At 49.5% G+C, this 22,676-nt stretch carries 20 protein-coding genes and 1 riboswitch; of the genes, 11 read left to right on the forward strand and 9 right to left on the reverse strand.

All coding sequences use genetic code 11. From position 1 onward, the window contains the following. Window positions 1–4: 4 nt before the first annotated feature. From ACXMYH_RS14170 to ACXMYH_RS14190, 5 genes are all read right to left on the reverse strand, one after another. Window positions 5–1,513, reverse strand: coding sequence for a lectin like domain-containing protein (locus tag ACXMYH_RS14170; RefSeq protein ID WP_486555125.1), 1,509 nt, complete (start codon window positions 1,511–1,513; stop codon window positions 5–7). 169 nt (window positions 1,514–1,682) lie between these two features. Beyond that, window positions 1,683–2,852 (reverse strand): THUMP domain-containing class I SAM-dependent RNA methyltransferase, encoded by a 1,170-nt coding sequence (locus ACXMYH_RS14175; protein WP_118297262.1) that lies wholly within the window; start codon window positions 2,850–2,852, stop codon window positions 1,683–1,685. A 401-nt stretch (window positions 2,853–3,253) separates the two neighbouring features. Then, window positions 3,254–3,568, reverse strand: coding sequence for a rhodanese-like domain-containing protein (locus ACXMYH_RS14180; RefSeq protein WP_118531104.1), 315 nt, complete (start codon window positions 3,566–3,568; stop codon window positions 3,254–3,256). Window positions 3,569–3,844: 276 nt separating this feature from the next. Continuing rightward, on the reverse strand, window positions 3,845–4,021 hold the full coding sequence (locus ACXMYH_RS14185) for a hypothetical protein (protein ID WP_182426430.1): 177 nt from the start codon (window positions 4,019–4,021) through the stop codon (window positions 3,845–3,847). Window positions 4,022–4,179: 158 nt separating this feature from the next. Continuing rightward, the gene (locus ACXMYH_RS14190) at window positions 4,180–5,538 is read right to left on the reverse strand and encodes an MATE family efflux transporter (protein WP_486555126.1); all 1,359 of its coding nucleotides are present in this window, start codon (window positions 5,536–5,538) and stop codon (window positions 4,180–4,182) included. 247 nt (window positions 5,539–5,785) lie between these two features. Beyond that, window positions 5,786–5,883: riboswitch (THF riboswitch) on the forward strand. A 66-nt stretch (window positions 5,884–5,949) separates the two neighbouring features. Here ACXMYH_RS14190 and ACXMYH_RS14195 point away from each other — a divergent pair. Both ACXMYH_RS14195 and ACXMYH_RS14200 read left to right on the forward strand, forming a co-directional pair. Then, window positions 5,950–6,531, forward strand: a complete 582-nt coding sequence (locus tag ACXMYH_RS14195) for a folate family ECF transporter S component (protein ID WP_486555127.1) — start codon at window positions 5,950–5,952, stop codon at window positions 6,529–6,531. Between the two features lie 129 nt (window positions 6,532–6,660). Beyond that, the gene (locus ACXMYH_RS14200; RefSeq protein WP_486554761.1) at window positions 6,661–8,286 is read left to right on the forward strand and encodes an IS1182 family transposase; all 1,626 of its coding nucleotides are present in this window, start codon (window positions 6,661–6,663) and stop codon (window positions 8,284–8,286) included. Between the two features lie 206 nt (window positions 8,287–8,492). Here the strand turns inward: ACXMYH_RS14200 and ACXMYH_RS14205 are convergent, their stop codons facing one another. The 3 genes from ACXMYH_RS14205 to ACXMYH_RS14215 all read right to left on the reverse strand — a co-directional run bounded on the left by ACXMYH_RS14205 (window position 8,493) and on the right by ACXMYH_RS14215 (window position 12,003). Further along, a complete protein-coding gene (locus ACXMYH_RS14205) occupies window positions 8,493–9,197 on the reverse strand; it encodes a C40 family peptidase (protein ID WP_486555128.1) in 705 nt (234 codons plus the stop codon). A 367-nt stretch (window positions 9,198–9,564) separates the two neighbouring features. Continuing rightward, the gene (locus tag ACXMYH_RS14210) at window positions 9,565–10,059 is read right to left on the reverse strand and encodes a DUF1700 domain-containing protein (RefSeq protein ID WP_329751318.1); all 495 of its coding nucleotides are present in this window, start codon (window positions 10,057–10,059) and stop codon (window positions 9,565–9,567) included. Window positions 10,060–10,065: 6 nt separating this feature from the next. Further along, the gene (locus tag ACXMYH_RS14215) at window positions 10,066–12,003 is read right to left on the reverse strand and encodes a fructose-1,6-bisphosphatase (RefSeq protein ID WP_329751319.1); all 1,938 of its coding nucleotides are present in this window, start codon (window positions 12,001–12,003) and stop codon (window positions 10,066–10,068) included. A 398-nt stretch (window positions 12,004–12,401) separates the two neighbouring features. On the opposite strand from ACXMYH_RS14215, the gene ACXMYH_RS14220 reads away from it, so the two are divergent. From ACXMYH_RS14220 to ACXMYH_RS14240, 5 genes are all read left to right on the forward strand, one after another. Next, the gene (locus ACXMYH_RS14220; protein WP_118297270.1) at window positions 12,402–13,211 is read left to right on the forward strand and encodes an MBL fold metallo-hydrolase; all 810 of its coding nucleotides are present in this window, start codon (window positions 12,402–12,404) and stop codon (window positions 13,209–13,211) included. A gap of 14 nt (window positions 13,212–13,225) precedes the next feature. After that, the gene (locus ACXMYH_RS14225; protein WP_118531118.1) at window positions 13,226–13,774 is read left to right on the forward strand and encodes an NUDIX hydrolase; all 549 of its coding nucleotides are present in this window, start codon (window positions 13,226–13,228) and stop codon (window positions 13,772–13,774) included. Between the two features lie 205 nt (window positions 13,775–13,979). Then, window positions 13,980–15,131, forward strand: coding sequence for a DUF4317 domain-containing protein (locus ACXMYH_RS14230; protein ID WP_329751320.1), 1,152 nt, complete (start codon window positions 13,980–13,982; stop codon window positions 15,129–15,131). Window positions 15,132–15,196: 65 nt separating this feature from the next. Beyond that, a complete protein-coding gene (locus ACXMYH_RS14235) occupies window positions 15,197–15,511 on the forward strand; it encodes an MGMT family protein (RefSeq protein WP_118531122.1) in 315 nt (104 codons plus the stop codon). 260 nt (window positions 15,512–15,771) lie between these two features. Beyond that, window positions 15,772–16,770 (forward strand): SH3 domain-containing protein, encoded by a 999-nt coding sequence (locus tag ACXMYH_RS14240; protein WP_329751321.1) that lies wholly within the window; start codon window positions 15,772–15,774, stop codon window positions 16,768–16,770. Window positions 16,771–16,844: 74 nt separating this feature from the next. Here the strand turns inward: ACXMYH_RS14240 and ACXMYH_RS14245 are convergent, their stop codons facing one another. Beyond that, a complete protein-coding gene (locus ACXMYH_RS14245; protein ID WP_486555129.1) occupies window positions 16,845–17,447 on the reverse strand; it encodes a sortase in 603 nt (200 codons plus the stop codon). Window positions 17,448–17,788: 341 nt separating this feature from the next. Between ACXMYH_RS14245 and ACXMYH_RS14250 the strand changes: the two genes are divergently transcribed. From ACXMYH_RS14250 to ACXMYH_RS14265, 4 genes are all read left to right on the forward strand, one after another. Beyond that, entirely contained in the window at window positions 17,789–18,955 is a 1,167-nt protein-coding gene (locus ACXMYH_RS14250; protein ID WP_486555130.1) for a BMP family ABC transporter substrate-binding protein, read from the forward strand. A gap of 153 nt (window positions 18,956–19,108) precedes the next feature. Continuing rightward, window positions 19,109–20,644, forward strand: coding sequence for an ABC transporter ATP-binding protein (locus tag ACXMYH_RS14255; RefSeq protein ID WP_329751324.1), 1,536 nt, complete (start codon window positions 19,109–19,111; stop codon window positions 20,642–20,644). Continuing rightward, entirely contained in the window at window positions 20,641–21,729 is a 1,089-nt protein-coding gene (locus tag ACXMYH_RS14260) for an ABC transporter permease (RefSeq protein ID WP_215703466.1), read from the forward strand. Before ACXMYH_RS14255 ends, ACXMYH_RS14260 begins: the two co-directional genes overlap by 4 nt. Further along, window positions 21,726–22,637: an ABC transporter permease gene (locus tag ACXMYH_RS14265; protein WP_486555131.1), complete on the forward strand. Its 912-nt coding sequence runs from the start codon at window positions 21,726–21,728 to the stop codon at window positions 22,635–22,637. Before ACXMYH_RS14260 ends, ACXMYH_RS14265 begins: the two co-directional genes overlap by 4 nt. Window positions 22,638–22,676 lie beyond the last annotated feature (39 nt).

Raw genomic sequence — 22,676 nt, forward strand, 5'->3', positions numbered from 1 at the left:
CTTCTCACTTTCCAATGATCCTGCTGTAGGCTTTCAGGCACACGTTGCATCCCTTTGACTCTTCGGTCCGCTCCCATGTGCCGCCATCAAAACTAATATACCCCTCACCGTCACTTATGTCAACATTTCCTGTCCGCCCGCTGCCTGCATACTCCACCGCCACCGGCTGCGTTGTCCCCGGCGTGTGGATCTTAACTGCCACAGCGAACGGCTCTCCTGCATTCACCGTCTGCGGTTTTGCCAGGCGGACCGTATAAAATCCTGCATCCGTGACCATGCCGAATGCCAGGACTTTTCCACTGTCCACCTGAAATTTCACACCGTTTTCCACATGTTCACGGAAACTGTCCCCGTCAAACACATACACTTCGTATTCCGTGTCCGGCGCCGTGGCATAAAATCCCACTGCCTCCAGCGTCTCCTCCGACTCTGCTGTATACACGTTCGCCATCCATGCGTCCGGCTCTCCATAGCCCATCTGACCGGTCCATCCGCAGAGATCACTCTGGTAATTCCTGTCATAATTATCCGACGGCTCGATCCCGCGATAGGAGATACTGCTCTCCGCGATCCGGCTGTCCTCGTAGGAGACATGAAAAAATCCACCATCCCCAAAGGTTTCTCCCCAGCTGTTGATGCAGAGAAACGCTCCGTCCGACTCCGGAGCTGATGCGAACTTTTCCTTCGGATAATCGTCATCCCAGCCGATGATCACGGTGTCATGGTTCGGCTCCTCGCTGCCTTTATAACAGACATTTCCGTCGCCCCCACGGTTTTCCGCCGGAAGATAGAGCGATGTCTGGACGCCTCCGTATAAAAATACCGCCCGTTTTACCGCGCCATAATCCTTCGCTTGCAGGATCCTGATCTCCTGGACATGACAGACCGGTGCAAGACCGTCCGGTGAGGTGCTGTCCCCATATGGATCGTCCGCCTCCGAGACAGGTCCCTGCCAGGCGAGAAGGTAGGCCATCGCCATACTGTAATCCCCGCCGGAATTCTGACTGATTCCGAAGCTGTTGTGGATCGACATATGGTCCGCCGAGAGCGGCACTGCCATGGATTCCGGCATGGACGTCTCCACCGCCTTTAATGCCGCGAATGCCCAGCACGTACCGAGATCTCCCTGGTCGGAAACACGGATCGCCCGGTGTTCCCTCAGATCGTAGGATGACCGGAGTTCTATAAACTCCTGCTCCCCGGATCCATCTGCGGAAATTTCACTGTCCGCATCCATGTATTTCCGGTCAGCTCCCGTTTCATCTGTACTGTTCGCTCCGGCATCCGTCAGTGTTTCTTCCCCATCAGCTGCAGCGTCAGAATTCTCCGTGACGCTCAGATCAGGCTTCTCTGCGCTGTTTTCCTGATGGTCATCGTCCACTACGAGGTCGATCCCTGTCTTTGCCAGATCCAGGATTTCTGTCCTCGCAGCAAAAACCATGCCTGCTGCCAGCACTGCGACCGCTCCGGGCCACAGACCGCTCCCACGTCTTTTCCTTCTTCGGCTTCTCATCTTCTCCGTCTTACCCACATTCCGCCTGCAATCGGCATTTTCCCTGTCCTGCATGGCAGGTTACGATCAAAAATCCATTCCTGGTCGGCTGCGCCGATGGGATTTTCACCTTCAAGCCTGTGCTTTATTACGGTCAGCGCAACAAGTGCGCAGACCTGCTGAGCAGTTATCACTGCTCTTCTTTTCTCTCCTCACGTTTCCTTGCCGGTGGCTTTGGTCCCAGGAACTGGTAGAAATACGTCTTCATCATACCATTATAGATCTTCCGGTTCTTATCCGCCTTGCGTCCGAAATAGCGCTCGGTATCTTCATACGCCGTGATGATATAAGCTGACCAGGAATCAAGCGCCGCGAAACGCTCTCCGATCGTCTTATATAACTCCGGCAGGTTCTTCTTCTCCTCGATTCGCTCCCCATACGGCGGGTTTGTGATCAGGAATCCGTATTTTTTCGGATGGCTGAGCCCACTCACCGGACGCTGCTGGAAATGGATCAGTTCGTCCACGCCTGCTGCCTTCGCGTTCGCTCTCGCTGCACGGATGATGTCCCCGTCAATGTCGTAGCCCTGGATATCCGTCTGGACAGAAAGATCCACAAGATCGTTCGCCTCGTCCATCGCATCATACCAGCATTTTCTCGGGATCAGATGTTTCCAGTCCTCGGAGAGGAATTCCCGGTTCATGCCCGGCGCCATATTCGCTGCGATCATCGCCGCCTCGATCGGGAAGGTTCCGCTTCCGCAGAACGGATCCACGAGGATCCGGTCGCTCTTCCACGGAGTCAGCATGATGAGTGCCGCCGCCAGCGTCTCCGTGATCGGCGCCTTACTTGTCAGGGTCCTGTAACCGCGCTTATGCAGGGATTCTCCGGTCGTGTCAAGCGCTACCGTCACCGTGTCCTTGTGAAGGAATACGCGCAGCGGGAAGCTTGCACCGCTCTCCGGGAACCATTCGATCCCATATGCCTTTTTCATCCTCTCGACCATTGCTTTTTTCATGATGGACTGGATATCGGACGGGCTGAAGAGCTTGCTCTTAATGGAGGAAGCTTTCGCGACCCAGAATTTCGCATCCTTCGGGAGATATTCCTCCCACGGGATCGCGCGGGTCCCCTGGAACAGTTCCTCGAAAGTCTCTGCATGGAAACTGCCGACCTTTAAAAGTACGCGCTCCGTTGTTCTGAGGAAAATATTGGCACGGCAGATCGCCTCCGCGTCGCCGATAAATGTCACACGCCCGTCTTCCACCTGGCTGACCTCATATCCAAGGTCCAGGATTTCTTTTTTCATCACTGCCTCCAGGCCGAAATGGCATGGGACGATCAATTCAAATGTATTCAATCTGATTTTCTCCGTTCTGATGTATCGCGCAGCTGCTCACGTAACTGTTCAGTACCCTCACACCTACAGGAACAACCTCCCCCGGAGCTTCCCTTCGGATGCATGGCAACCTACAAGCAAAAATCCATTTTAAATTCGCAGCCACTTTATTTTCATAGTTTCATTCCATCCGTATCGTTCGCCGGATGGCTGTATTCCATTTAATTTTAAGGGTTCGCAGTCACCCTGTCAATCCCTGTAAAACTACAATCCAGGCTTCCTGTCCACGGTACAGGAGTTTTCTGACCATGCAAAGCACCCGTGACCGTGACCATATCATGCCAAGCATTGCATCCGGAATTTTTTTCGATAATCGACAGTCCTGCCCTGCCAAATCATCACTTTCTTTTCTTCCGGAACTTTTACTCCCGGCATCCCACATAATATTTTCCCCTGTAATAATGCAGTCCTCCCAGTGCATTCACCGCATCATACCCGCGTCCCGCGAGTTCTCTCGCCGCGAGCAGGCTCTGACCTCCGTAGGCGCAGTAGATGACCACAGGACGGTCTTTTGTGATCTCTGCCTCCACTTCATCCAGCTGTTCATAAGGCAGGTTCACAGCCCCCAGGAGATGCCCTGCCTCATATTCCTTCTGTTCCCGCACATCCAGCAACGTGAATGTCCGCTCCCCGTCCAGAAGTTGTTCCAGCTGCTGCATCGAGATCGTCCGAAACATATTCCTTCTCCTGAAACATATCCTTAATTTAAAATATGCCGGGCGGCCCGGACATGGTTCCTTTCTGCACAGTCAATTCCAGCACATTTCAATGCTTTATGCAGCTGCCGTGGACCGTTCTGTGTCCGCATAACGTCTGAAATCATATACCTTTCGTCTGCAATAACCGCAAAAATGGCGGCAGGATCACCCCACCGCCATTCTTATCAGATCTGACTGTTCGACCACGCAATCTTTCCACACAGCTTCCTGCACAGTCAGACCGCCGCATCTTTTTTATCTTTTGCAGTTTCTCCCATTGTCCGTAGAGTCCTTAGAACTGTTCTTCGAACGGTTCTGACTGTTATTCTCCGAACGGTTCTGGCTGTTTCTGCTCTGGTTCTTTGTCTTGTCGTAAGTCTCAGACCCACTGTTTTTCATGTTGTCGTCCATATCATAGCTATTTCTTGCCATTTTTTCGTACCTCCTGGAGTTGTTGTTCCACGGCACCTGTAAGACGCACCGGCGGAAATATTTTGCTGCGGCATCCTCTGCCGCACCTGCATTCTCTAGTATGGTCCGAACCTGAACTTTTATGCACCGCTGTCCATGATCTTTTCAGGCAACATCTTTTATGCCGTTTCCCCAAAAAGCACTTTTAATTTTTTCATACAATGAAAGAACGCCGGGATCAGGAACGCATCCGCAAAGATCCATGCAAGCGGACTCGCAAAACATGCCGGAAGGAATCCGAACACCGGAACAAGGCAGAAGCCAACGAGAGACCGTGCAGCCATCTCGCAGACACCGGCCAGGATCGCAAACGTCGAAAATCCCATTCCCTGGATCGTAAAGCGGACCACATTCACAAACGTCAGTGGAATGTAGAACATACTGTTTCCGATCAGGAACATCGCCACACGACCGATGATCTCCGTCTGATCCGCGTCCATAAAGAGAAGCGCGATATACTTTCCGCCAAAGAACAGGATCACAAACGCGATCAGGGAGTAGACGATACCGATCAGGCTTGCCGCCTTCAGTCCCTCTTTCACACGGTCAAGCTTCTTCGCACCCACGTTCTGTCCCGCGTAAGTCGCCATGGTTCCACCCAGAGCATCAAACGGACAGCAGAAGAACATACTGACCTTGCTTCCCGTAGAAACGGCCGCAACCGCCATAGAACCCAGAGAATTTACCGCAGTCTGGAGCACAACGCTGCCGATGGCCGTGATGGAATACTGAAGTCCCATAGGAATCCCCATGCTGCAGAGTGTGCCGAGCATGCGTCCGTCCGGCTTCCACTCTTCGTCTTTCATATGAAGGATCGGATAGTGCCGGATCATGTAGATCAGACAGAGCACTGCCGAAATTCCCTGCGAGATTACCGTAGCCAGAGCCGGTCCGCCCACACCCATGCCGAGTCCCAGGATCGTAAAGAAATCAAGACCGATGTTCAGGAGGGACGATAACAGCAGAAAGTAGACCGGGGTCTTGCTGTCGCCGAGGCTGCGGATAATTCCCGCCAGCATGTTATAAAGGTAAGTGACCGGAATTCCAAGGAAGATCACAAAAATGTAATCATATGCGCCCTGAATAATATCCTCCGGCGTATTCATCCACTGTAAAATATTCATGCAGAGTGCACCTACGACCGTCGTCATGACCACCGCGAACACCGCTGAAAGCCATCCGGCATTCGCCACGAACTTTCTCATTCCCTTGTAATCTCCCGCGCCGAACTTCTGCGCCACCGGAATCGCAAATCCGCTGCAGGCACCGGTACAGAAACCGATGATCATAAAGTTGATCGACCCCGTCGATCCAACCGCCGCCAGAGACGATACTCCCAGACATTTTCCGACAATGATCGTGTCTACCATGTTATAAAACTGCTGAAAAAGAAATCCCAGCAGCATCGGAACCGCAAAGCTTAAGATCAGCTTCATTGGCGATCCGACTGTCAGATCCTTTACCTCACTTTTCTGCATATGTAATTCTCCTGTGTCTGTTTATTTGATTTCATATCTTTTATGACTCACGGGTTTCTAATGAACTTGATGTATTATAAATCAGGGTTTCCGAAAAATATAGACATCAAAACACCGAAATTGTGGAAATTTTTTTCGCTTTCTTTCGTCAAAAATGCCTTTTCTTCGTTTGGCGCTTTACATTCTGCATCATTCATGATACTGTAATGGCATCAGAGCGCCAACCGCCCTGAAAATCAAACAAACATGCAGAGTAGACGTGTGCGCGTCAAGTGCCCGCCAGACAGGGAGTTGCTGGCAGGACGAAGGGAATTTCCCGCGGTGCACATATCGCATCCCGCTGCATCAGAAGATAGCTCCGTATATTATCTCCTGTTGTGGTCCGAGAATCTGCAAAGGAGGTATTTTTTTATGCAAAAAAGCTCAAGCGACCTCTTTTCCAGGATCTTTGAATCATCCCGTGAATTTAAGAAGGTCACCACCATCACTACCTGCGCCATGTTCGGCGCCCTCGCCGTTGTTCTCGGCTACTATTCCTTAAAGATCACACCCAACTTAAAGATCGGCTTCGGCTCGATCCCGAACATGCTCGTGGACTACCTCTTCGGCCCGGTCGTCGGCTGTCTCTTCGGAGGCGCGATGGACGTGATCAAATTCATGCTGAAACCGGACGGCGGCTTCATGCCCGGTTTTACCTTTGATGCCATGCTGGCCGCATTCCTCTACGGATTGTTCTTCTATAAAAAGAAGCTCTCGCTTCCGAGGATCCTCACAGCCAAACTCGTTGTGATCATCATCTGCAACATCATCCTCGCGACCTACTGGCTGACGCTTCTAAATGGAAAAGGTTTTCTCGCACTTCTGCCTGCCCGCGCGATCAAAAATCTGATCCAATGGCCGGTGGATTCCCTGATCTTCTTCCTTGTGGCGAAAACGCTGGAACAGGCCGGAGTATTTCGTCTGATCCTGCACGCGGGGTACCGAAAAAAATAGCTTTCTTTCACCGTTTTACCGCCATAGATGCAAAAGGGGCTGTCGCACTAACGTGCGGCAGCTCATTTCATATTCCCAACACAAAACGCCGAGCTTCGAAAAGCCCGGCGTTCGTGGTATAATCAGTTTGTGCGACTAAACAAAATAATACAGAGAGATTATACCTCTTTTTCTCTGTATTATCAAATCAAACTTCCGTTGGATTTAGAGATTTCTATTCCATCTGATGATCCGGTTCGTCTGGTAAGTGCCTTTGTGGAGGAAATGGACCTTTCTGAACTGTATAAAACTTACAGCAGGATCAGAAAAAATCAGGCAACGCCGCGTCAGATGCTGAAACTCGTCATCTATGCAGCAATGAATCGAATCTACTCAAGCAGGGATATCCAAAAGGCATGCAAACGGGATATCAACTTTATGTACCTCCTGGAAGGAATGCCGGCTCCTGACCATGCAACGATCGCGCGTTTTATCTCCCTGCATTTTTCGGCTTGTGCAAAGGTACTGCTTGCCCAAATGTCAGATCTGCTCTATCTTCTTGGTGAGATCTCAGGAAAGACCATTTTTATTGATGGCACCAAGATCGAGTCTGCAGCCAATAAATATACCTTTGTATGGAAACGGGCTATTACGAAAAATCAGGCCCGGTTATACACAAAACTATCTTCTTTTGTGGCTGAATGCGAAGAACTCTATGGAATCAGGACCGTATACCATGACCGGATATCCATCCACACATTAAAACGGTTAAAGAAGCAGTTGTGCCGCATAAAAGTGCAGGAGGGAATTGTGTTTGTACATGGAATCGGGCGTAGAAAAACACAATTACAGAAATCTCTGGAACAGCTGGATCAATATCTGGAGAAACTAAAGGAATATACAAAAAAGCTGTATACGCTTGGGGATAGAAACAGCTATTCCAAAACAGACCCTGACGCAACCTTCATGAGAATGAAAGAGGACGCGATGCTGAATGGACAGTTAAAGCCTGCTTATAACATTCAGCATGGAGTGGATTCCGAATACATCACATGGATCGATATCAGCCCGCACCCTACCGATACACGTACCCTGATCCCGTTTTTGAAAGACATGGAGAATCACCTGGGATTTAAGTATTCAGAAGTCGTTGCAGATGCCGGGTACGAAAGTGAAGAGAACTATCTTTTCATTGAGGAAAACGGACAGACCGCCTATATAAAGCCGCAGAACTATGAGATTTCGAAGACCCGAAAATACAAAAAAGACATCAGTAGAAGGGAAAACATGGAGTACCATGCAGACAGAGACAGCTACATCTGCCTCAACGGAAGGGAACTAACTGTCACAAATGAACGCAGAAGTAAAACAACTAGCGGATATGTCAGTGTAAAAACTTATTACAGAAGCCCAGACTGCACTGGTTGTCCTTATAAAACGGAATGTATCAAGGGAAACAACTGCAAAACACCTATGGAAAAGCGCAATAAAGTGCTGATGGTTTCAAAAACAATGAGCCAGAAACGCGCAGAAGATCTGGAACGGATCACAAGTGAGTATGGAACGATGCTCCGTATGAATCGCAGTATTCAGGCAGAAGGTTCTTTTGCTGACGTAAAAGAGGACATGAATTTTCGAAGATATCTGTATCGTGGAAAGGCAAATGCACTGGCAGAGAGCATCCTTCTGGCGATGGGACGAAATATCAATAAGCTTCATTGCAAGATTCAGACCGGAAGAACGGGAAGTTATCTTTTTCCATTAAAAAGGGCATAGATTTTGATAGTTGAAAACAAAACAGCCTGAAATAAGGCATGCCGAAAGGGATGCCTGGGAATGAACTGCGTTTATAAAGAATGGCATCGAAAACGTGACCGATTTCGATGCCATTTGGGCATAAAGCAGGGCTGCCGCCCAGCAAAAAATATTTGCTAATGCGACAGCCCCTTTTTTATCCTTTTATCCTTTATCCAATTTTCAGGTTAGTCACCAAGTACATTCACGATCCTCACTGGTGTACGGTAGTTCCATCTGGAAACCTTAATTCCGGTCTTCTCTGTGGAGGCATGTACGATCTGTCCATTTCCGATATAGAGGGCAACGTGGTTGATCCTCTTTCCGGAACCATAGCTGATAATATCACCCGGGCGCATCTCGGAGCTGCTTACCACACGACCCATGCGGGACTGTCCGCCGGAAGAATGCGGGAGCTCTACGCCTGCTGCGTGACGCATTACGTAGGATGTAAATCCGGAACAGTCAACACCGGTATTCGGATTTGTTCCACCGTATTTGTAACGGTTTCCTACAAACTGAAGTGCATATGTAACAATCTCGGAGCGGAGGTCATCCTCAACATCGACCTCTGCCTCTAATACTTCCTCGTCATCCGCATTTTCCTCATCTGCGTCTGCCTCTTCTGCCTCCGCACTGTCAGCTGCAGTATCGTCTGTGTTTTTCTCTTCGGAAGCTGTATCGGTATTCTCTTCAGAACTCTCTGTCGTTGTCTCTGTCTGCTTGTCCTCTTCTAACGGATTTCCGTTTTCATCGAGGTGGATGATCGTTACTACTTTTTTATTTTCATTCACTGCAGTCTGCTCATCCGCGAAGGAAACGATCGGAAGCGCTGCGGTTAAAGCCATACATAAACAGGTGATCTTTAAAGTTCTGAAAAGTTTATTTGTCATTGAAATCCTCTTATTTTAAAGCTTTCATAGTTTGTAAGGTTTGTTACAAATATGTTACGTTTTGTTACAAACAAATTATATTTCCTGTGGCCTCTTTTGTCAATAAAAACAAAGGAATTCATAAACTCTTAATAATTTAGGCGAAAATCACCAGTTTTGTGGCAAAAATGCGGCGCTCCCAAAAGAGAACGCCGCACCTGTTTACATAACTTATTTCAATTGTAACATCCTGTAATCTGTTGATTCTTTCAGTAAAATCAAGGCTTTTCAGATATTTCCGGCTTTAAATTCATGAATCGGTCCGCCGTTTTCCGTGCCTGCATCTGCAGCTCACAGCTCCGACTGCCTGTTCATTATATTTACTTTGCTATCTTCCCCGGAAATTCTTAACGATCCAGTAAATGATCAGGCACATCAGGATCGGTCCTGAAAACCGGATCAGGAGATAGAACACGCCGCCCATAATGCTGAACACCACGGAGATCACAAGAAACAGGATCACAACAAGGGCCAATTTCCAGTACCACTTATTCAGATCGAAATAATGGATATTCGGCGCGGAGCCGTTCTGATAACTTCCCTGGCTATAAGTGCTTCTTCTGTCATCGTCCCGCGGGGACGCATCCTCAAAGCTTCCATGACCATCTCCGGTCTCTCCCGCAGCCTCCGCGGAATTGATGATCGTGCGCGCCACGATATTCGGCTCGCCGATCTCCTCTATGATCTCGTCCATGGTACGTCCTTTCCCGAGTTCCTGGGAAAGATAATCCGCGTAATAATTTAGGTTCTCGCGGATCACGGACGCCGGGACTTCACCCGAAAGCGCGTCCTCTAAGCGTCTTAAAAATTCGTCCTTGTTCATGCAATTCTACTCCAGTTTTTCTTTAATGATGCCGCCTCTGTATGCTGCCACAAGTTCCTTCAGGTCCGCGATCTTTGCCGCAAGTTCTTTTCCGGTATCGGTATCCGCGACCATCACACGTTTTTTCATTTTCTCTACGATCGTGACCTTCGGTGTATTTTCATGATCCCTGTCAAACGGTTTGTGCTCCGCAAGCGCCAGATGATGGGAATTGAAGATCAGGGTATAACCTGCGATCCCCGTCTTTGGCTGGTAGGACTTGGAAAGTCCGCCGTCGATGACGAAGAGTTTTCCGTTTCCCTTGATCGGGCTCTCACCATCCTTTAATTTTACCGGTACATGTCCATTGATAATGTGGGAACCTTCCACCGGAAGTCCGAACTCCTTGAGAATCTTATTACAGAATTCCTCTTTTTCACTCAGTTTATAATACGGGTTCATATTTTCCTTTGCAGCTGCCTTGTCAGCGACAAAGTAGTTCTCAAAGGTTGCCATATTGTCCTTTCCGTATACCGGGGACTTCGGACCGCACCATAAATACCACATAAAGTCACGGTACCAGTCTTTCGTCGGGTCATCCTCTGGCAGGAAATATGCCATCTTCACCGCGTCCTCGATATAGTCGAGCAGACGTTTTCCGGAATAGATGATCCCTTTCAGCTTCAGCTCCTCGAAGGTACCGTCCTCTTTCATCGGGATGCAGCCATGGTACAGCAGGTTTCCGTTGCACCTCTTGTACATTGCGCCATGGGAATATACGAAACGGATATGACGGTGAAGTGTCTCACTGTGGTGGAACGAGAGCGCCAGATTGTAGATCAGCTCCTGCTCTTCCTTTGTGAATTTTAACGGATCCTTCGGATCGATCGTCGGGAAGTTCATATCCAGCATCTTGTAATCTTTTCCGCGGATATTTACTGTTCCTTTTTCAAAGTTGATATGTTCCAGATGGATCCGGTCATTGATCTGATAGTCCGGATGGCGTTTCGTGATCTGACCTTCCACCTTGAACTGGATCACTGTGATCGCTTTGTGCATCTTCGCAGCAAGACCCGGATCTACTGCGTCGTAGATATTTTCATCCAGGATCTTCGGCATGAACCGCTCACACGGATCATCCTTATAAACTTTCGCCGCAAACATGGATAAGGGGCGAAGGTTGATCCCATATCCATCCTCCAGGACATCGAATCCATTGTAACGGATCGCAATCCGGAGCACGTTGCAGATGCACGCCAGGTTGCCGGTCGCCGCACCCATCCAGGAGATATCATGGTTGCCCCACTGGATATCCACGTCGTGGAAGTGCATGAGCTCATTCATGATAATGTCCGCGCGCGGTCCACGGTCAAAGATATCACCGATAATGTGAAGGCTGTCCACTGTCAGGTTCTGGATCAGGTTGCAGAGTGCCATGATGAACTGGTCACCCATCTCGATGTCGATGATGGAGTGGATGATCTCGTCATAGTAAACTTTCTTATTATCATCATTGTAGTCCACATGAAGGAGCTCATCGATGATATAAGCGAATGCCGGCGGCATTTTTTTACGAACTTTCGATCTCGTAAATTTCGAGGAAACCTCTTTACAGATGCGCACCAGACGGTAGATCGTAATTCTCTGCCAGTCTTCTGTAAATTTTCCCGCTTTCTGGATCTTCCGGATATTCCGCTCCGGATAGTAGATCAGGTTTGCAAGAGCGATCTCCTCTTCGTCCGAGATCACATACCCGAAGGTCTCCGAGATCTTCTCGCGGATAATACCGGACGCACTGCGGAGCAGGTGAATAAACGCTTCGTATTCCCCGTGCAGGTCGCTGAAGAAATACTCGGTTCCTTTCGGAAGTCCGCGGATCGCCATCAGGTTGATGATCTCACTGGAGGCCGCTTTCACGGTCGGATACTCTTTTGCAAGCAGCTTCAGATAGTCCAAATCTCTCATTGTCTCTGTTTTCCTCCCTGCGATTTCCCGGATATTTAAATCCTGTTACAGTACACAGCACCTCCGTCTGTGCTCCGCAGCGGAATTTTGCCGATGATTCGCATTCCAAATCGGCCAACTCTGCACTAATTACTGTATGGTAGAGAATTTTCATTTTAGAAACTTTCGGCCATGAAAAACAACAGCTTTTTTCTGGTTTTTGCGGAGCTTTTCATGCTCTTCTTCCACCTTACAGGTTAAAAATTTAACCGCCCGGGAATTGCTTTTCCATTTATTTTATAGTAACATATTCATATTCAAAACTCAACCAAAGAATCTGGTGTCCGGCCGATGTAGACAGTGATGATCGCCGATCTGGACGGCACGGCACTTATGAGCAGGAAGAAAAGGAGATTTTCATGGACAGCGAGCTTCTCTACGTTTTTGGTACCGGAAATGCCACGGTTACCAACCTTTATAATACATGCTTTGCGCTCCGCGACGGGGACGAATATTTTATGGTGGATGCCGGCGGCGGAAACGGGATCTTAAAGATCCTGGACAACATGCAGGTTCCCTTAGAGCGGATCCACCACATTTTCGTGACCCACGCCCACACAGACCATGTACTCGGCATCGTCTGGATGATCCGCATGATCGCAACAAAGATGAAAAAGGACCAGTATATCGGGGACGCCCACATTTACTGTCACGCAGAGTTGATCGAGACGATCAAAACACTCTGCCGCCTGACGATCCAGGATAAGTTTTACAACATGATCGGTGACCGGATCCATCTGGAGGAAGTGAAGGACGGGGAGACGCGCCATATTTTAAGCTATGATGTGACGTTCTTCGATATCCACTCCACGAAATTAAAACAGTTCGGCTTTACGCTGACATTAAATAATGGAAGAAAACTCACCTGCGTCGGAGATGAGCCGTACAATCCGGACTGTGAACAGTATGTGCGCGGCAGTGACTGGCTGCTCCACGAGGCGTTCTGCCTCTATGCGGAGCGCGATATCTGGAAGCCGTATGAAAAGCATCACAGCACCGTGAAGGACGCCTGTGAACTTGCGGAGTCTCTCGGGATCCCGAACCTCGTTCTCTGGCACACGGAGGACAGCAATGTTGCCGGAAGGGAACGTCTTTATAAGAGTGAGGGAAAACGCTATTACAGCGGAAATATCTATGTCCCGGATGATGAGAGCCTGATCGCATTATAATGGAGGAAAAAGCTATGTCTATCAAACCATGGATCTGCAACGGATCACGGACGATCGTAAAAGACCGCTGGATCGATCTTCATGCCGATGACTGTGCACTGCCGGACGGTACAAAGATCTCTCCGTTTTATGTAAATACTGTGCCGGATTTTGTCGTTGTGGTCGCTGTCACTGTGGACGGGGATTTCGTTTTCGTGCGCCAGTACCGCCATGGAACAAGACAGATCCTTCTGGAACTTCCGGCAGGCTGTATGGAGCCGACGGACGCCGATCCGGGCGCCGGAGCCGTGAGAGAACTCTTCGAGGAGACAGGCTACGCCGGGAGCAAACCGGTATTTCTATGCAAGGTCGCACCAAATGCGGCATGCATCAGCAATTTCGCCCACTGCTATCTGATCACGGACTGCAAAAAAGTCAGCAGCCAGCATCTGGACGCCACCGAGGATCTCGAGATCGTTGTCATGTCCGCTGAGGAAACGAAAAAGCTGATGGCGGAAGGCGGACTCGTGCAGGCGGTGCATGTGGCGGCAATGTATTATGCGGAAAAGCTCCTGAATAAATAAGCGCAGGGATTGCCACAGAACAGAAAATTTTAATACCAAAAGGGATACTGCCCTTTTGGCTCATGTTTCTCCCCGGTTTACACTTTAACCGGGGATTTATGTCGGATACAATTTCCACTGATTGAGAGCGATGAGCATCCGGTATATTTCTCAGTTCGGAGCAGTTTCTGCACAAATTCAATTTGAATTGAAAAGGGTATACATTATGAATAAACGTGAAATTTCAGAAATTAAAAAGCAATTTAAAAAAGACAATAATGCGATCACCCGCATCTGCGGATGCTATGTTGACGCTGAAAAACAGATCAAGACAACCTTGAAAGAGGCATTCTTTGCACTCTCCGAGGAAGAGATCTTCAAATATTATGAGATCTTCAAGAAGGCACTCTCCGGCGGGATCGGCAAGAATCTCCACAACCTGGAATACTCGATCCACGATGAAGGCCCGGACAGCGCCCACGCGCTTCTCATGAAGCTTCGCGACGAAAAGATCGCTGATGATGAGACTGTAGATGCTTTCTATAACAAAGTGATCGAGAATTACGAGTACGGAGAGAATTATTACATCATCCTGATCCACAGTGCCTACGATGTTCCGGGAAAAGCTTCCGACAATGAGGAAATGTTCGATGCATCCGAGGAAGTCTACAACCACATTCTCTGCTGCATCTGCCCGGTAAAGCTCTCAGAACCGGGACTTTCCTACAATGAGGCGACAAATGCGATCGAGGAGCGCCCGCGTGACTGGTGGGTCCAGGCTCCGATGACCGGATTCCTGTTCCCGGCTTTCAATGACCGCAGCAGCGATATCCATGGAGTTCTGTATTTCTCCAAAAATCCGGAAGAACTCCACTCCGAGTTCATTGACGCCTGCCTCGGCGCTCCGACTCCGATCTCCTTCAAATCACAGAAAGAGGCATTCCAGGAGATCTTAACTGATACGCTCGGCGAGGAATGTGACTACGAGACTGTCCGACAGATCCATGAAAATCTCACGGAGCTTGCGGAGGAACATAAGGAGGACGAGGTCCCGCTGACTCTCACAAAGCCGGAGGTCAAAGATCTCCTCGAAAAGAGCGGCGTGGAGCCGGAACGTCTGGAACATTTCGATAAGGTCTATGAGGATGCCGCCGGGGAAAACACCGCGATCCTCGTTCCTGCGATCACAGGAACCGGAAAATTTGCCGTAAAGACACCGGACGTTGACATCAAAGTCAACCCGGACCGCCTTGATCTTGTCGAGACAAAATTCATCAGCGGCCGCCGCTGCCTTGTGATAGCGGTCGAGGACAACGTGGAAGTCAACGGCATGCCTGTGAAGATGTGGGAGGAGCAGAAGGAGGCGCCGGAAGCATAGCCTTCGGAATATCTTCGCTGCTTGAGAAACCGACTCCGATAATGTTTTGCCATCTGGAGGTTCTTATGCTATCATCGACTCGTTTTACCGAAGATTTTGCATATGAAGTTCTGTCCGTTGTGGAAGAAATCCCCGAGGGAAATGTCGCTACTTACGGACAGATTGCCCGCCTGATCGGCCGGGACAAAAATTCGCGGCTTGTGGCGAGAGTTCTCTCTCACGCGTCAAACTATGGTGATTTTCCCTGCCACCGTGTTGTCAACCATGCCGGCCGCCTTGTCCCCGGCTGGCTGGAACAGGGATTTCTCCTGCAACAGGAGGGCGTGGAACTTAAAGATCCCATGCATGTAGATCTGAAAAAATATCAATGGAACTGCTGAGGCATCTCGCCCCGGCAGTTTTTTATTATACGTTTTTTCGGACCGGCAGACTTTCTCCCTGTGAAACATAATTTTTTATATTACTTTTCATGGATAGGAATTTCCGTATAATACCATTGTGATCGCGGATCTTGCCCGGATTTCTCGAAAACTTGACATTTTTCTTCATTTTTGCTATATTATTTCTGTAATATTTTTGTAATATTTGAAACATATTTCGCAATTACTGCGATGCATCTGACAACTATGAGGAAACCGGCATGAAAAAATTACAGCAATTGATTCCATCTATTTCAAAAGCAGTCTTTATCAAAGCGGCCATTGCCGCGTCCGTTTTATTGTTTTCCGTCTCCCACTCTGCTTTTCCATCCCACGCCGCATCCGCCTATGACAATATGGCTGTCGCAAATGTAAACAGCGACCCGTTAAATATGCGCACAAAACCGTCCACAGAAGGGGACATTATCGGAAAGTGCTACCGCGGAGCTGGCGGAACTGTTCTCGAGCGAAAAAGCGGCTGGACAAAAGTACGTTCCGGAAAGCTTGAGGGCTGGATGAAAGATGACTATCTTCTCTATGGAAATGATATTGAACCACTTGCAAAAGAGCTCGGTCTCATAAACGCAAAGATCACCGCAACGACCTTAAATATCCGGGAAACTCCATCCACGACGTCCGATATTCTCAAACAGGCCGCTGCCGGAGATACCTTTCCGGTTTTAAGCGAAGATAATGGCTGGGTGCAGATCCAGCTGTCCGCTGACACGACCGGCTATCTTTCCGGAAAATATGTATCGATCATTCCGATCCCGGGAGCTGCTGTTGATGCGAAGGAGGAATCTGCTGCATTAAATTCCTCCGGCCAGTCCGCCGCAGCGCCATCTTATGTGATCCCTGCAACAGATGATGAGGTCTATCTGCTGGCAGCCTGTACCGCAATGGAAACGGGAGATGGTTCCTACGACGCACAGCTCGCTGTTGCAAGCTGTATCGTCAACCGTGTCAAAACAAAAGAATGGGGCAAAACGATCTCCAGTGTGATCTACGCTGATGGTCAGTTTCCGGGAGCAACGTCCGGACTTCTGGACCGTTACCTCTCAAAAAGTCCGTCAAAAACGGCTCTAAAAGCCGCAAAAGACGCTCTGTCCGGCTCCAACAATATTGGAGATTATCTCTATTTTAAATCGGCGAAGCGGGCCTCCGTCAGCAGCTATTCGTCCTATAAGATCGTTGGTGGGAACTGTTTCTACAAAAAATAGGCCGATTCATCCGATAAAAACAGGGAAAATACTCTTTTTCTCAAGAGACTTTCCCTGTTTTTCGAATGATTCTTCTATTTCTCCTTACATCTCACCGCCGCCCGCGCCTTTCCTCCTGTCGTACACGTAAACAGCGTCAGGTCCCAGTCGCCGGATTCCATTTTTTCGATGTCGGTTCCGCCGACTGTCTCGATCGTATCCACTTCATAAGAAAATACATTGCCGTCCGCATCTGTAAAGATCACCTCATCGCCCGGATCCAGGCGCTTGATGCCGGAAAAATGCGTGCGGTAATTATGTCCGGCAATAATCAGGTTATTCTGGTACGCGGATCCACTGTAGCGGCACGGCGCTTTTTTCAGCTTCGCATAACTCCACTCACTGATCACCGGCAGTTTCAGGTCAAGCAGCGGGATCTCGATCGTCCCGATGCATTCCTGGCCGTTTACCTCCACGACCGGCATCTCCATCTCCGGATGCTTTTTATACTCCGGAACAAGTTCCTCGCTCTCCGGTTCCAGCCGCTCCGGAAGACCGGCCTCCAGCGATTCCATCTGAACCACCATCTCCTCTGCTGCCTTTCCGGCCTGGTCCGATTCTCTTATGTTGTAAATTGTGAGAAGAAGAGCCGCTGCAACTAACAGCAGCCCTCCGCCCATCAGGATCTTACTTTTCATTGTCCTTCTCAGCTCCTTTTTTACCATTGTATAGCCGTCTGAGATTTTGTCAATCTTGTTAATACCCACAACCCGGATCATTTTTGTCTTTTTTTTAACAATCTTTCACTTTTTTTCTCATATTCATTGTCTGAAATGTACAATTTTGGTATAGTATACCCATAAAAAATTACAAATGGTGACGATTTCGGACTTTTCTCTCTGTGCGATCCTTCAGCGGCAACGCCTTACCGGCGAATCGCAGCTTATTTTCATGGATCCGCGGACTTGTCAGATGATCGCCGCTGCAATGTTCTCAGGCGAGAATCTACTCCGCAGAGAACGGAAAACAGGAGGATATCATGAAAAGAACAATGAAAGCTACCGCATTATTCTTAGCAGCCGGACTGCTGCTCACCGCGTGCGGTGGAAAGACCGAGACAGCTGCAACAACTGCCGCCGCAGGAGATGCCGCTGGTGCTGAGACAACCGCTGCTGCCGCAGAAACAGACGCAAAGAAGCCGTCCTTCGTATTCGTCTGCACCGGTCAGTTAGGAGACAAGTCCTTCAACGACTCCGCAAACGCAGGTATGGAAAAGATCGCATCTGATCTTGGCTGCGAAGTAAAGGTGATCGAGATCGGCCGTGACCAGACAAAGTGGGAGCCGACATTCCAGGATCTCGCTGAGGAAGGAAAATACGATGTTATCATTTCCAACGGATCTTCCTCCGCTGAGGTCATCGAGCAGGTTGCGGAAGAATTCCCGGATCAGAAATTCGTTATGTTCGACTCTGATATGGAAGAGGGCAAGTGGCCGAACCTTTACGCGATCAGCTACAAACAGAACGAGGGCAGCTACCTTGCCGGCGTTCTCGCAGCACTTGTAACAGAATCCAAAGACATGCCAAACGCAAATGAAGACAAGAAGATCGGTTTCGTCGGCGGTTCCGAGCACCCGATCATTACTGACTTCCTTGTTGGATACATCGCAGGCGCAAAATCTGTTGACCCGGATATCAAGGTATACGTTTCCTACATCGGTTCCTGGGATGATACCGCAAAGGGTAAAGAGACAGCTATCGCCCAGTACAATCAGGGCGTTGATATTATCTTCCCGGCTGCTGAGCAGGCCGGACTTGGCTGCGTAGAGGCTGCTGCTGAGATGGGCAAATACATCATCGGCGTTGACTCTGATCAGGCAATGCTGTTCTCCGGTTCCGATGAGGCAAAGGCAAACGTGATCCTTTCTTCCGTATTAAAGAATGTCGGCGATTCCCTCGTGAGAATGGCTGAAATGGAAGAAGAGGGAACGGTTCCTTACGGCAAATGTGAATTCCTTGGTTTAAAGGAAAACGGTGCGGGTCTTGCTGACAACGAGTACTTCCAGAAGAACGTTCCGGACGAGATCAAAAAGACGATCGAGGAGAAGAAACAGGAAGTTCTCGACGGAAAAATCGAGATCCCGACTGCTCTCGGCGATGCTGACCAGAACGAAGTTCAGGCTCTCATCGACTCTGTAGCTCCGTAATTTTATCCGGCAGATCCACTCAAAACCTGCTGCGATATTTTATGTAAACCATCTGGGGAATCTTTCCAAGGCCATTGATTTTCCCAGAATATCGAGTACATCAGGGGACTTGTCAACAAGTCCCCTTGGCTTTTATAAGAAAGGAGGATCCGTATGGGCAAAGAGATCCTGAAAATGGAACATATCACAAAGATCTACCCCAACGGTGTCATGGCCAACAGGGATGTCAGCTTTTCTGTCCGGGAAGGTGAGATCCATGCCCTGATGGGTGAGAACGGTGCCGGAAAAAGTACCCTGATGAAGATCCTGTTCGGTGACGAGGACGCCACTGAGGGCGATATCATCTTCGAGGGAAACAAGATCCAGCCAAAAAGTGCCGCTGACACGATCCGTCTCGGAATTGGAATGGTGCATCAGCACTTCATGCTCGTGGATTCTCTACGGGTATATGAGAACGTGATCCTCGGCATGGAACCGAAAAACGGGATCATGATCGACAAGGAAAAAGCGATCCGGGCGGTGGAGGAAACCGCCAAAAAGTACAACTTAAAGATCGATCCGATGGCTGTCGTTGGAGAGCTCTCCGTCAGCCAGAAACAGAAGGTCGAGATCTTAAAAGTCCTGCTCCGCGGGGCGAAGCTCCTGATCTTAGATGAGCCGACCGCAGTTTTGACGCCACAGGAGACAGACGAACTCTTTGAACAGCTTCTTTTACTAAAGAAAAATGATCACACGATCATCTTCATCTCCCACAAGATCCGCGAAGTCATGCAGATCTGCGACAATATCACAGTCCTCCGCAACGGACGGACAGTGGGATCGATTCCGGTCGCCAACGCGACAGAAGAAGACATCTCCCGCTTCATGGTGGGCCGCGATGTCATCCTGAAAATGAATAAAAAGCCGGCAGAATTCGGTGACACGCTCTTAAAAGTCACTGATCTGACCTATGAAAATAAAGAAGGACGAAAGCTCCTGGACCATGTCTCCTTTTCACTGAAAAAGGGCCAGATCTTAGGTATCGCGGGAGTTGAGGGAAACGGACAGAATGAACTCGCCGAGGCGATCTTCGGTTTCTACTCCGGTGTCAAAGGCAGTATCCTCTTTGACGGGAAAGAAATCCTTGGAAAATCCATCCGCACGATCCGCGATGACGGAATTTCCTATATCCCCGAGGACCGTATCAAAACCGGAGCGGCCGGAAACATCAGCCTCTGGGGCAACATGATCGCAGACATCATCGACAGCCCGCTGTTAAAAAAACACGGACTTCTCAATTATAAAAATATCCATGAACGGGCAGATAAACTTATCAGCGACTTCGGCGTCCTCTGCCAGAATGACGATCAGCCGATCGGTATGCTGTCCGGCGGAAATATGCAGAAGGTCGTAGTCGCAAGGGAATTTTCCTCTGACCCGAAGCTTCTGATCGCCAACCAGCCGACCCGGGGCATCGATGTGGGTGCCAACGAGTTTATCTGGAAAAAGATCATTGAACAGCGCGATGCCGGAAAGGGCGTTATCCTGATCTCCGCGGACTTAAACGAGATCATGGAGCTCTCCGACAGCATTCTCGTCATGTGCGGCGGACAGGCTGCCGCCTACTTCGAGGACGCGAAAAAAGTAGATGAGTTCGAGCTCGGAAACTACATGCTCGGGCTGAAACATCAGGAGGTATCGGAATCATGAAACAGAAAAAACCTCTCTCATCTTATGTAGAAATGCTGCGGACCATGATCGCCATCCTGATCTCCCTGATCATCGTCTTCGCGATCATTCTCCTGATCAGCAGCCAGCCCCTCTCCGCTCTCGGAGACTTTATTTTCGGACCGCTGACCTCCGTCCGCCGTTTCGGAAACGTCATCGAAGGTATGACACCGTTAATGTTTACAGGACTTGCGGTCATCATCCTCTTCAAACCGGGGCTTTTCAATCTGTCCATGGAAGGCGCGTTCTTTATCGGCGCCGTTGCTGCCTGTGCGGCTTCCCTGGGACTTGGACTTTCCGGAAAAACGGCACTGATCGTGGCCATGGCGGCTGCGGCGGTCGCAGGCGGATTTATCTGCTTTATCCCGGGCATCATGAAAGTAAAGACCGGCTCCAATGAGCTTGTAACTTCCCTGATGCTCAATTACACCTGCCTGTACGTCGGGCTCTGGATCATCACCACCTTCTTCTATGATCCGACCCAGAACTCCAACTATTCCTACAAATTTCCGGAAGGATGCGCTTTAAGCAAGATCATCACCGGCACGCGTATCAACTCCGGTACGATCATCGCCCTTGTGACTGTCCTTGTGATCTGGGTCATCGTAAACCGGACACCCTTCGGCTTTAAGGCAAACCTTGTGGGCGAAAACTTCAATATGGCAAACTACGCGGGCATCAACTCCGGCCTCATAATCATCCTGACCCAGATTCTGGGTGGTATGCTGGCGGGACTCGGCGGCGCTGCGGAGCTTTTCGGCATGTACCAGCGCTTCCAGTATTCCGCACTCCCGGGCTATGGCTGGGACGGTGTTCTGATCGCCATCGTCGCCAGACGGAAGGTACAGTATGTCCCGTTCGCAGCACTGTTTTTATCTTACCTGCGGATCGGCGCGGATATCATGTCCAGAAATTCCGATATCCCGTTTGAGATCGTAAACATCATTCAGGCAGTCATGGTCCTTCTGATCTCCGCCACCGCGATCCTCAGCGGATATAAGAAGAAACTCATCATCAAAGAGACAAAAGAATTCGAAGCTGCAGCGAAAAAGGAGGTACAGGCATGAATATCTGGAGTGTGATTCTTTCCCCTGACTTCCTCTTTACCTCGATCCGTGTGATGACTCCGATCCTGTTCGCGGCCATGGCCTGCATGGTCTTCGTGAAAGGCGGCATCGATCCCATCGGAACTGAGGGAATCATGTTAAGCTGTGCCCTTGCGGGACCTGTCGGCGGTTACTTTACCCACAGCGCTCTGGGCGGCGTGATATTCGCAATGGCAGTCGGCGTGGTGCTGGCTTTCGTGTTTGGTTACTTTACGCTGATCCTGAATACAAACCCGGTGCTCGCCGGAATCGCCCTGAATACCTTATCCGGCGGTCTCACGGTCTTTACGACCTACTATCTGACCGGAAATAAAGGTTCCACCCAGAGTTTAAAGAGTCCGGTGATGCCGGAGATCAGGATTCCGCTTATCAAGGATATCCCGGTTCTCGGCGCTATTATCTCCGGACATAATGTCCTGACTTATCTCGGGCTGATCCTCGTGGTCGTTCTCACAGTCTCCTTCTGGAAGACTACCATCGGTCTGCGGATCCGCGCCGTCGGTGAGAATGAGAGTGCCGCAAAATCCGTAGGCTTAAACGTCATGAAATATAAGTACATCGCCCTTCTCATCGCCGGCTGTCTCGCCGGGATCGGCGGAGCATACATGTCCATGGGTTATGTTTCCTTCTTCTCAAGAGACATGATCGCCGGACGCGGATGGATCGGGATGGCGGCGGAATCCATGGGTCTCGGTATTCCATGGAAGATTGCCTGCTCGGTACTGATCTTCGGTATGGCAGATTCACTGGCCGTACGGCTTCAGATGTTAAATCTTCCATCCCAGCTTATTCAGACGATTCCTTACGTGGTTACGATGATCGCGATCGGAATTTATTCGAAGAGAAGTATGTCGGGAAAGAGGAATTGATGAAATTATTTCGAAATTCCGAGCTATTATAAATATAAG

It is taken from the genome of Pilosibacter sp. NGB245, assembly GCF_057397225.1.

Bases quoted from the DNA above. Each gene is read 5' to 3' on its own strand.
- ACXMYH_RS14170 (WP_486555125.1), bottom strand. From the start codon at position 1,513: ATGAGAAGCCGAAGAAGGAAAAGACGTGGGAGCGGTCTGTGGCCCGGA.
- ACXMYH_RS14180 (WP_118531104.1), bottom strand. From the start codon at position 3,568: ATGTTTCGGACGATCTCGATGCAGCAGCTGGAACAACTTCTGGACGGG.
- ACXMYH_RS14185 (WP_182426430.1), bottom strand. From the start codon at position 4,021: ATGGCAAGAAATAGCTATGATATGGACGACAACATGAAAAACAGTGGG.
- ACXMYH_RS14190 (WP_486555126.1), bottom strand. From the start codon at position 5,538: ATGCAGAAAAGTGAGGTAAAGGATCTGACAGTCGGATCGCCAATGAAG.
- ACXMYH_RS14195 (WP_486555127.1), top strand. From the start codon at position 5,950: ATGCAAAAAAGCTCAAGCGACCTCTTTTCCAGGATCTTTGAATCATCC.
- ACXMYH_RS14205 (WP_486555128.1), bottom strand. From the start codon at position 9,197: ATGACAAATAAACTTTTCAGAACTTTAAAGATCACCTGTTTATGTATG.
- ACXMYH_RS14210 (WP_329751318.1), bottom strand. From the start codon at position 10,059: ATGAACAAGGACGAATTTTTAAGACGCTTAGAGGACGCGCTTTCGGGT.
- ACXMYH_RS14215 (WP_329751319.1), bottom strand. From the start codon at position 12,003: ATGAGAGATTTGGACTATCTGAAGCTGCTTGCAAAAGAGTATCCGACC.
- ACXMYH_RS14220 (WP_118297270.1), top strand. From the start codon at position 12,402: ATGGACAGCGAGCTTCTCTACGTTTTTGGTACCGGAAATGCCACGGTT.
- ACXMYH_RS14225 (WP_118531118.1), top strand. From the start codon at position 13,226: ATGTCTATCAAACCATGGATCTGCAACGGATCACGGACGATCGTAAAA.
- ACXMYH_RS14230 (WP_329751320.1), top strand. From the start codon at position 13,980: ATGAATAAACGTGAAATTTCAGAAATTAAAAAGCAATTTAAAAAAGAC.
- ACXMYH_RS14235 (WP_118531122.1), top strand. From the start codon at position 15,197: ATGCTATCATCGACTCGTTTTACCGAAGATTTTGCATATGAAGTTCTG.
- ACXMYH_RS14240 (WP_329751321.1), top strand. From the start codon at position 15,772: ATGAAAAAATTACAGCAATTGATTCCATCTATTTCAAAAGCAGTCTTT.
- ACXMYH_RS14245 (WP_486555129.1), bottom strand. From the start codon at position 17,447: ATGAAAAGTAAGATCCTGATGGGCGGAGGGCTGCTGTTAGTTGCAGCG.
- ACXMYH_RS14250 (WP_486555130.1), top strand. From the start codon at position 17,789: ATGAAAAGAACAATGAAAGCTACCGCATTATTCTTAGCAGCCGGACTG.
- ACXMYH_RS14255 (WP_329751324.1), top strand. From the start codon at position 19,109: ATGGGCAAAGAGATCCTGAAAATGGAACATATCACAAAGATCTACCCC.
- ACXMYH_RS14260 (WP_215703466.1), top strand. From the start codon at position 20,641: ATGAAACAGAAAAAACCTCTCTCATCTTATGTAGAAATGCTGCGGACC.
- ACXMYH_RS14265 (WP_486555131.1), top strand. From the start codon at position 21,726: ATGAATATCTGGAGTGTGATTCTTTCCCCTGACTTCCTCTTTACCTCG.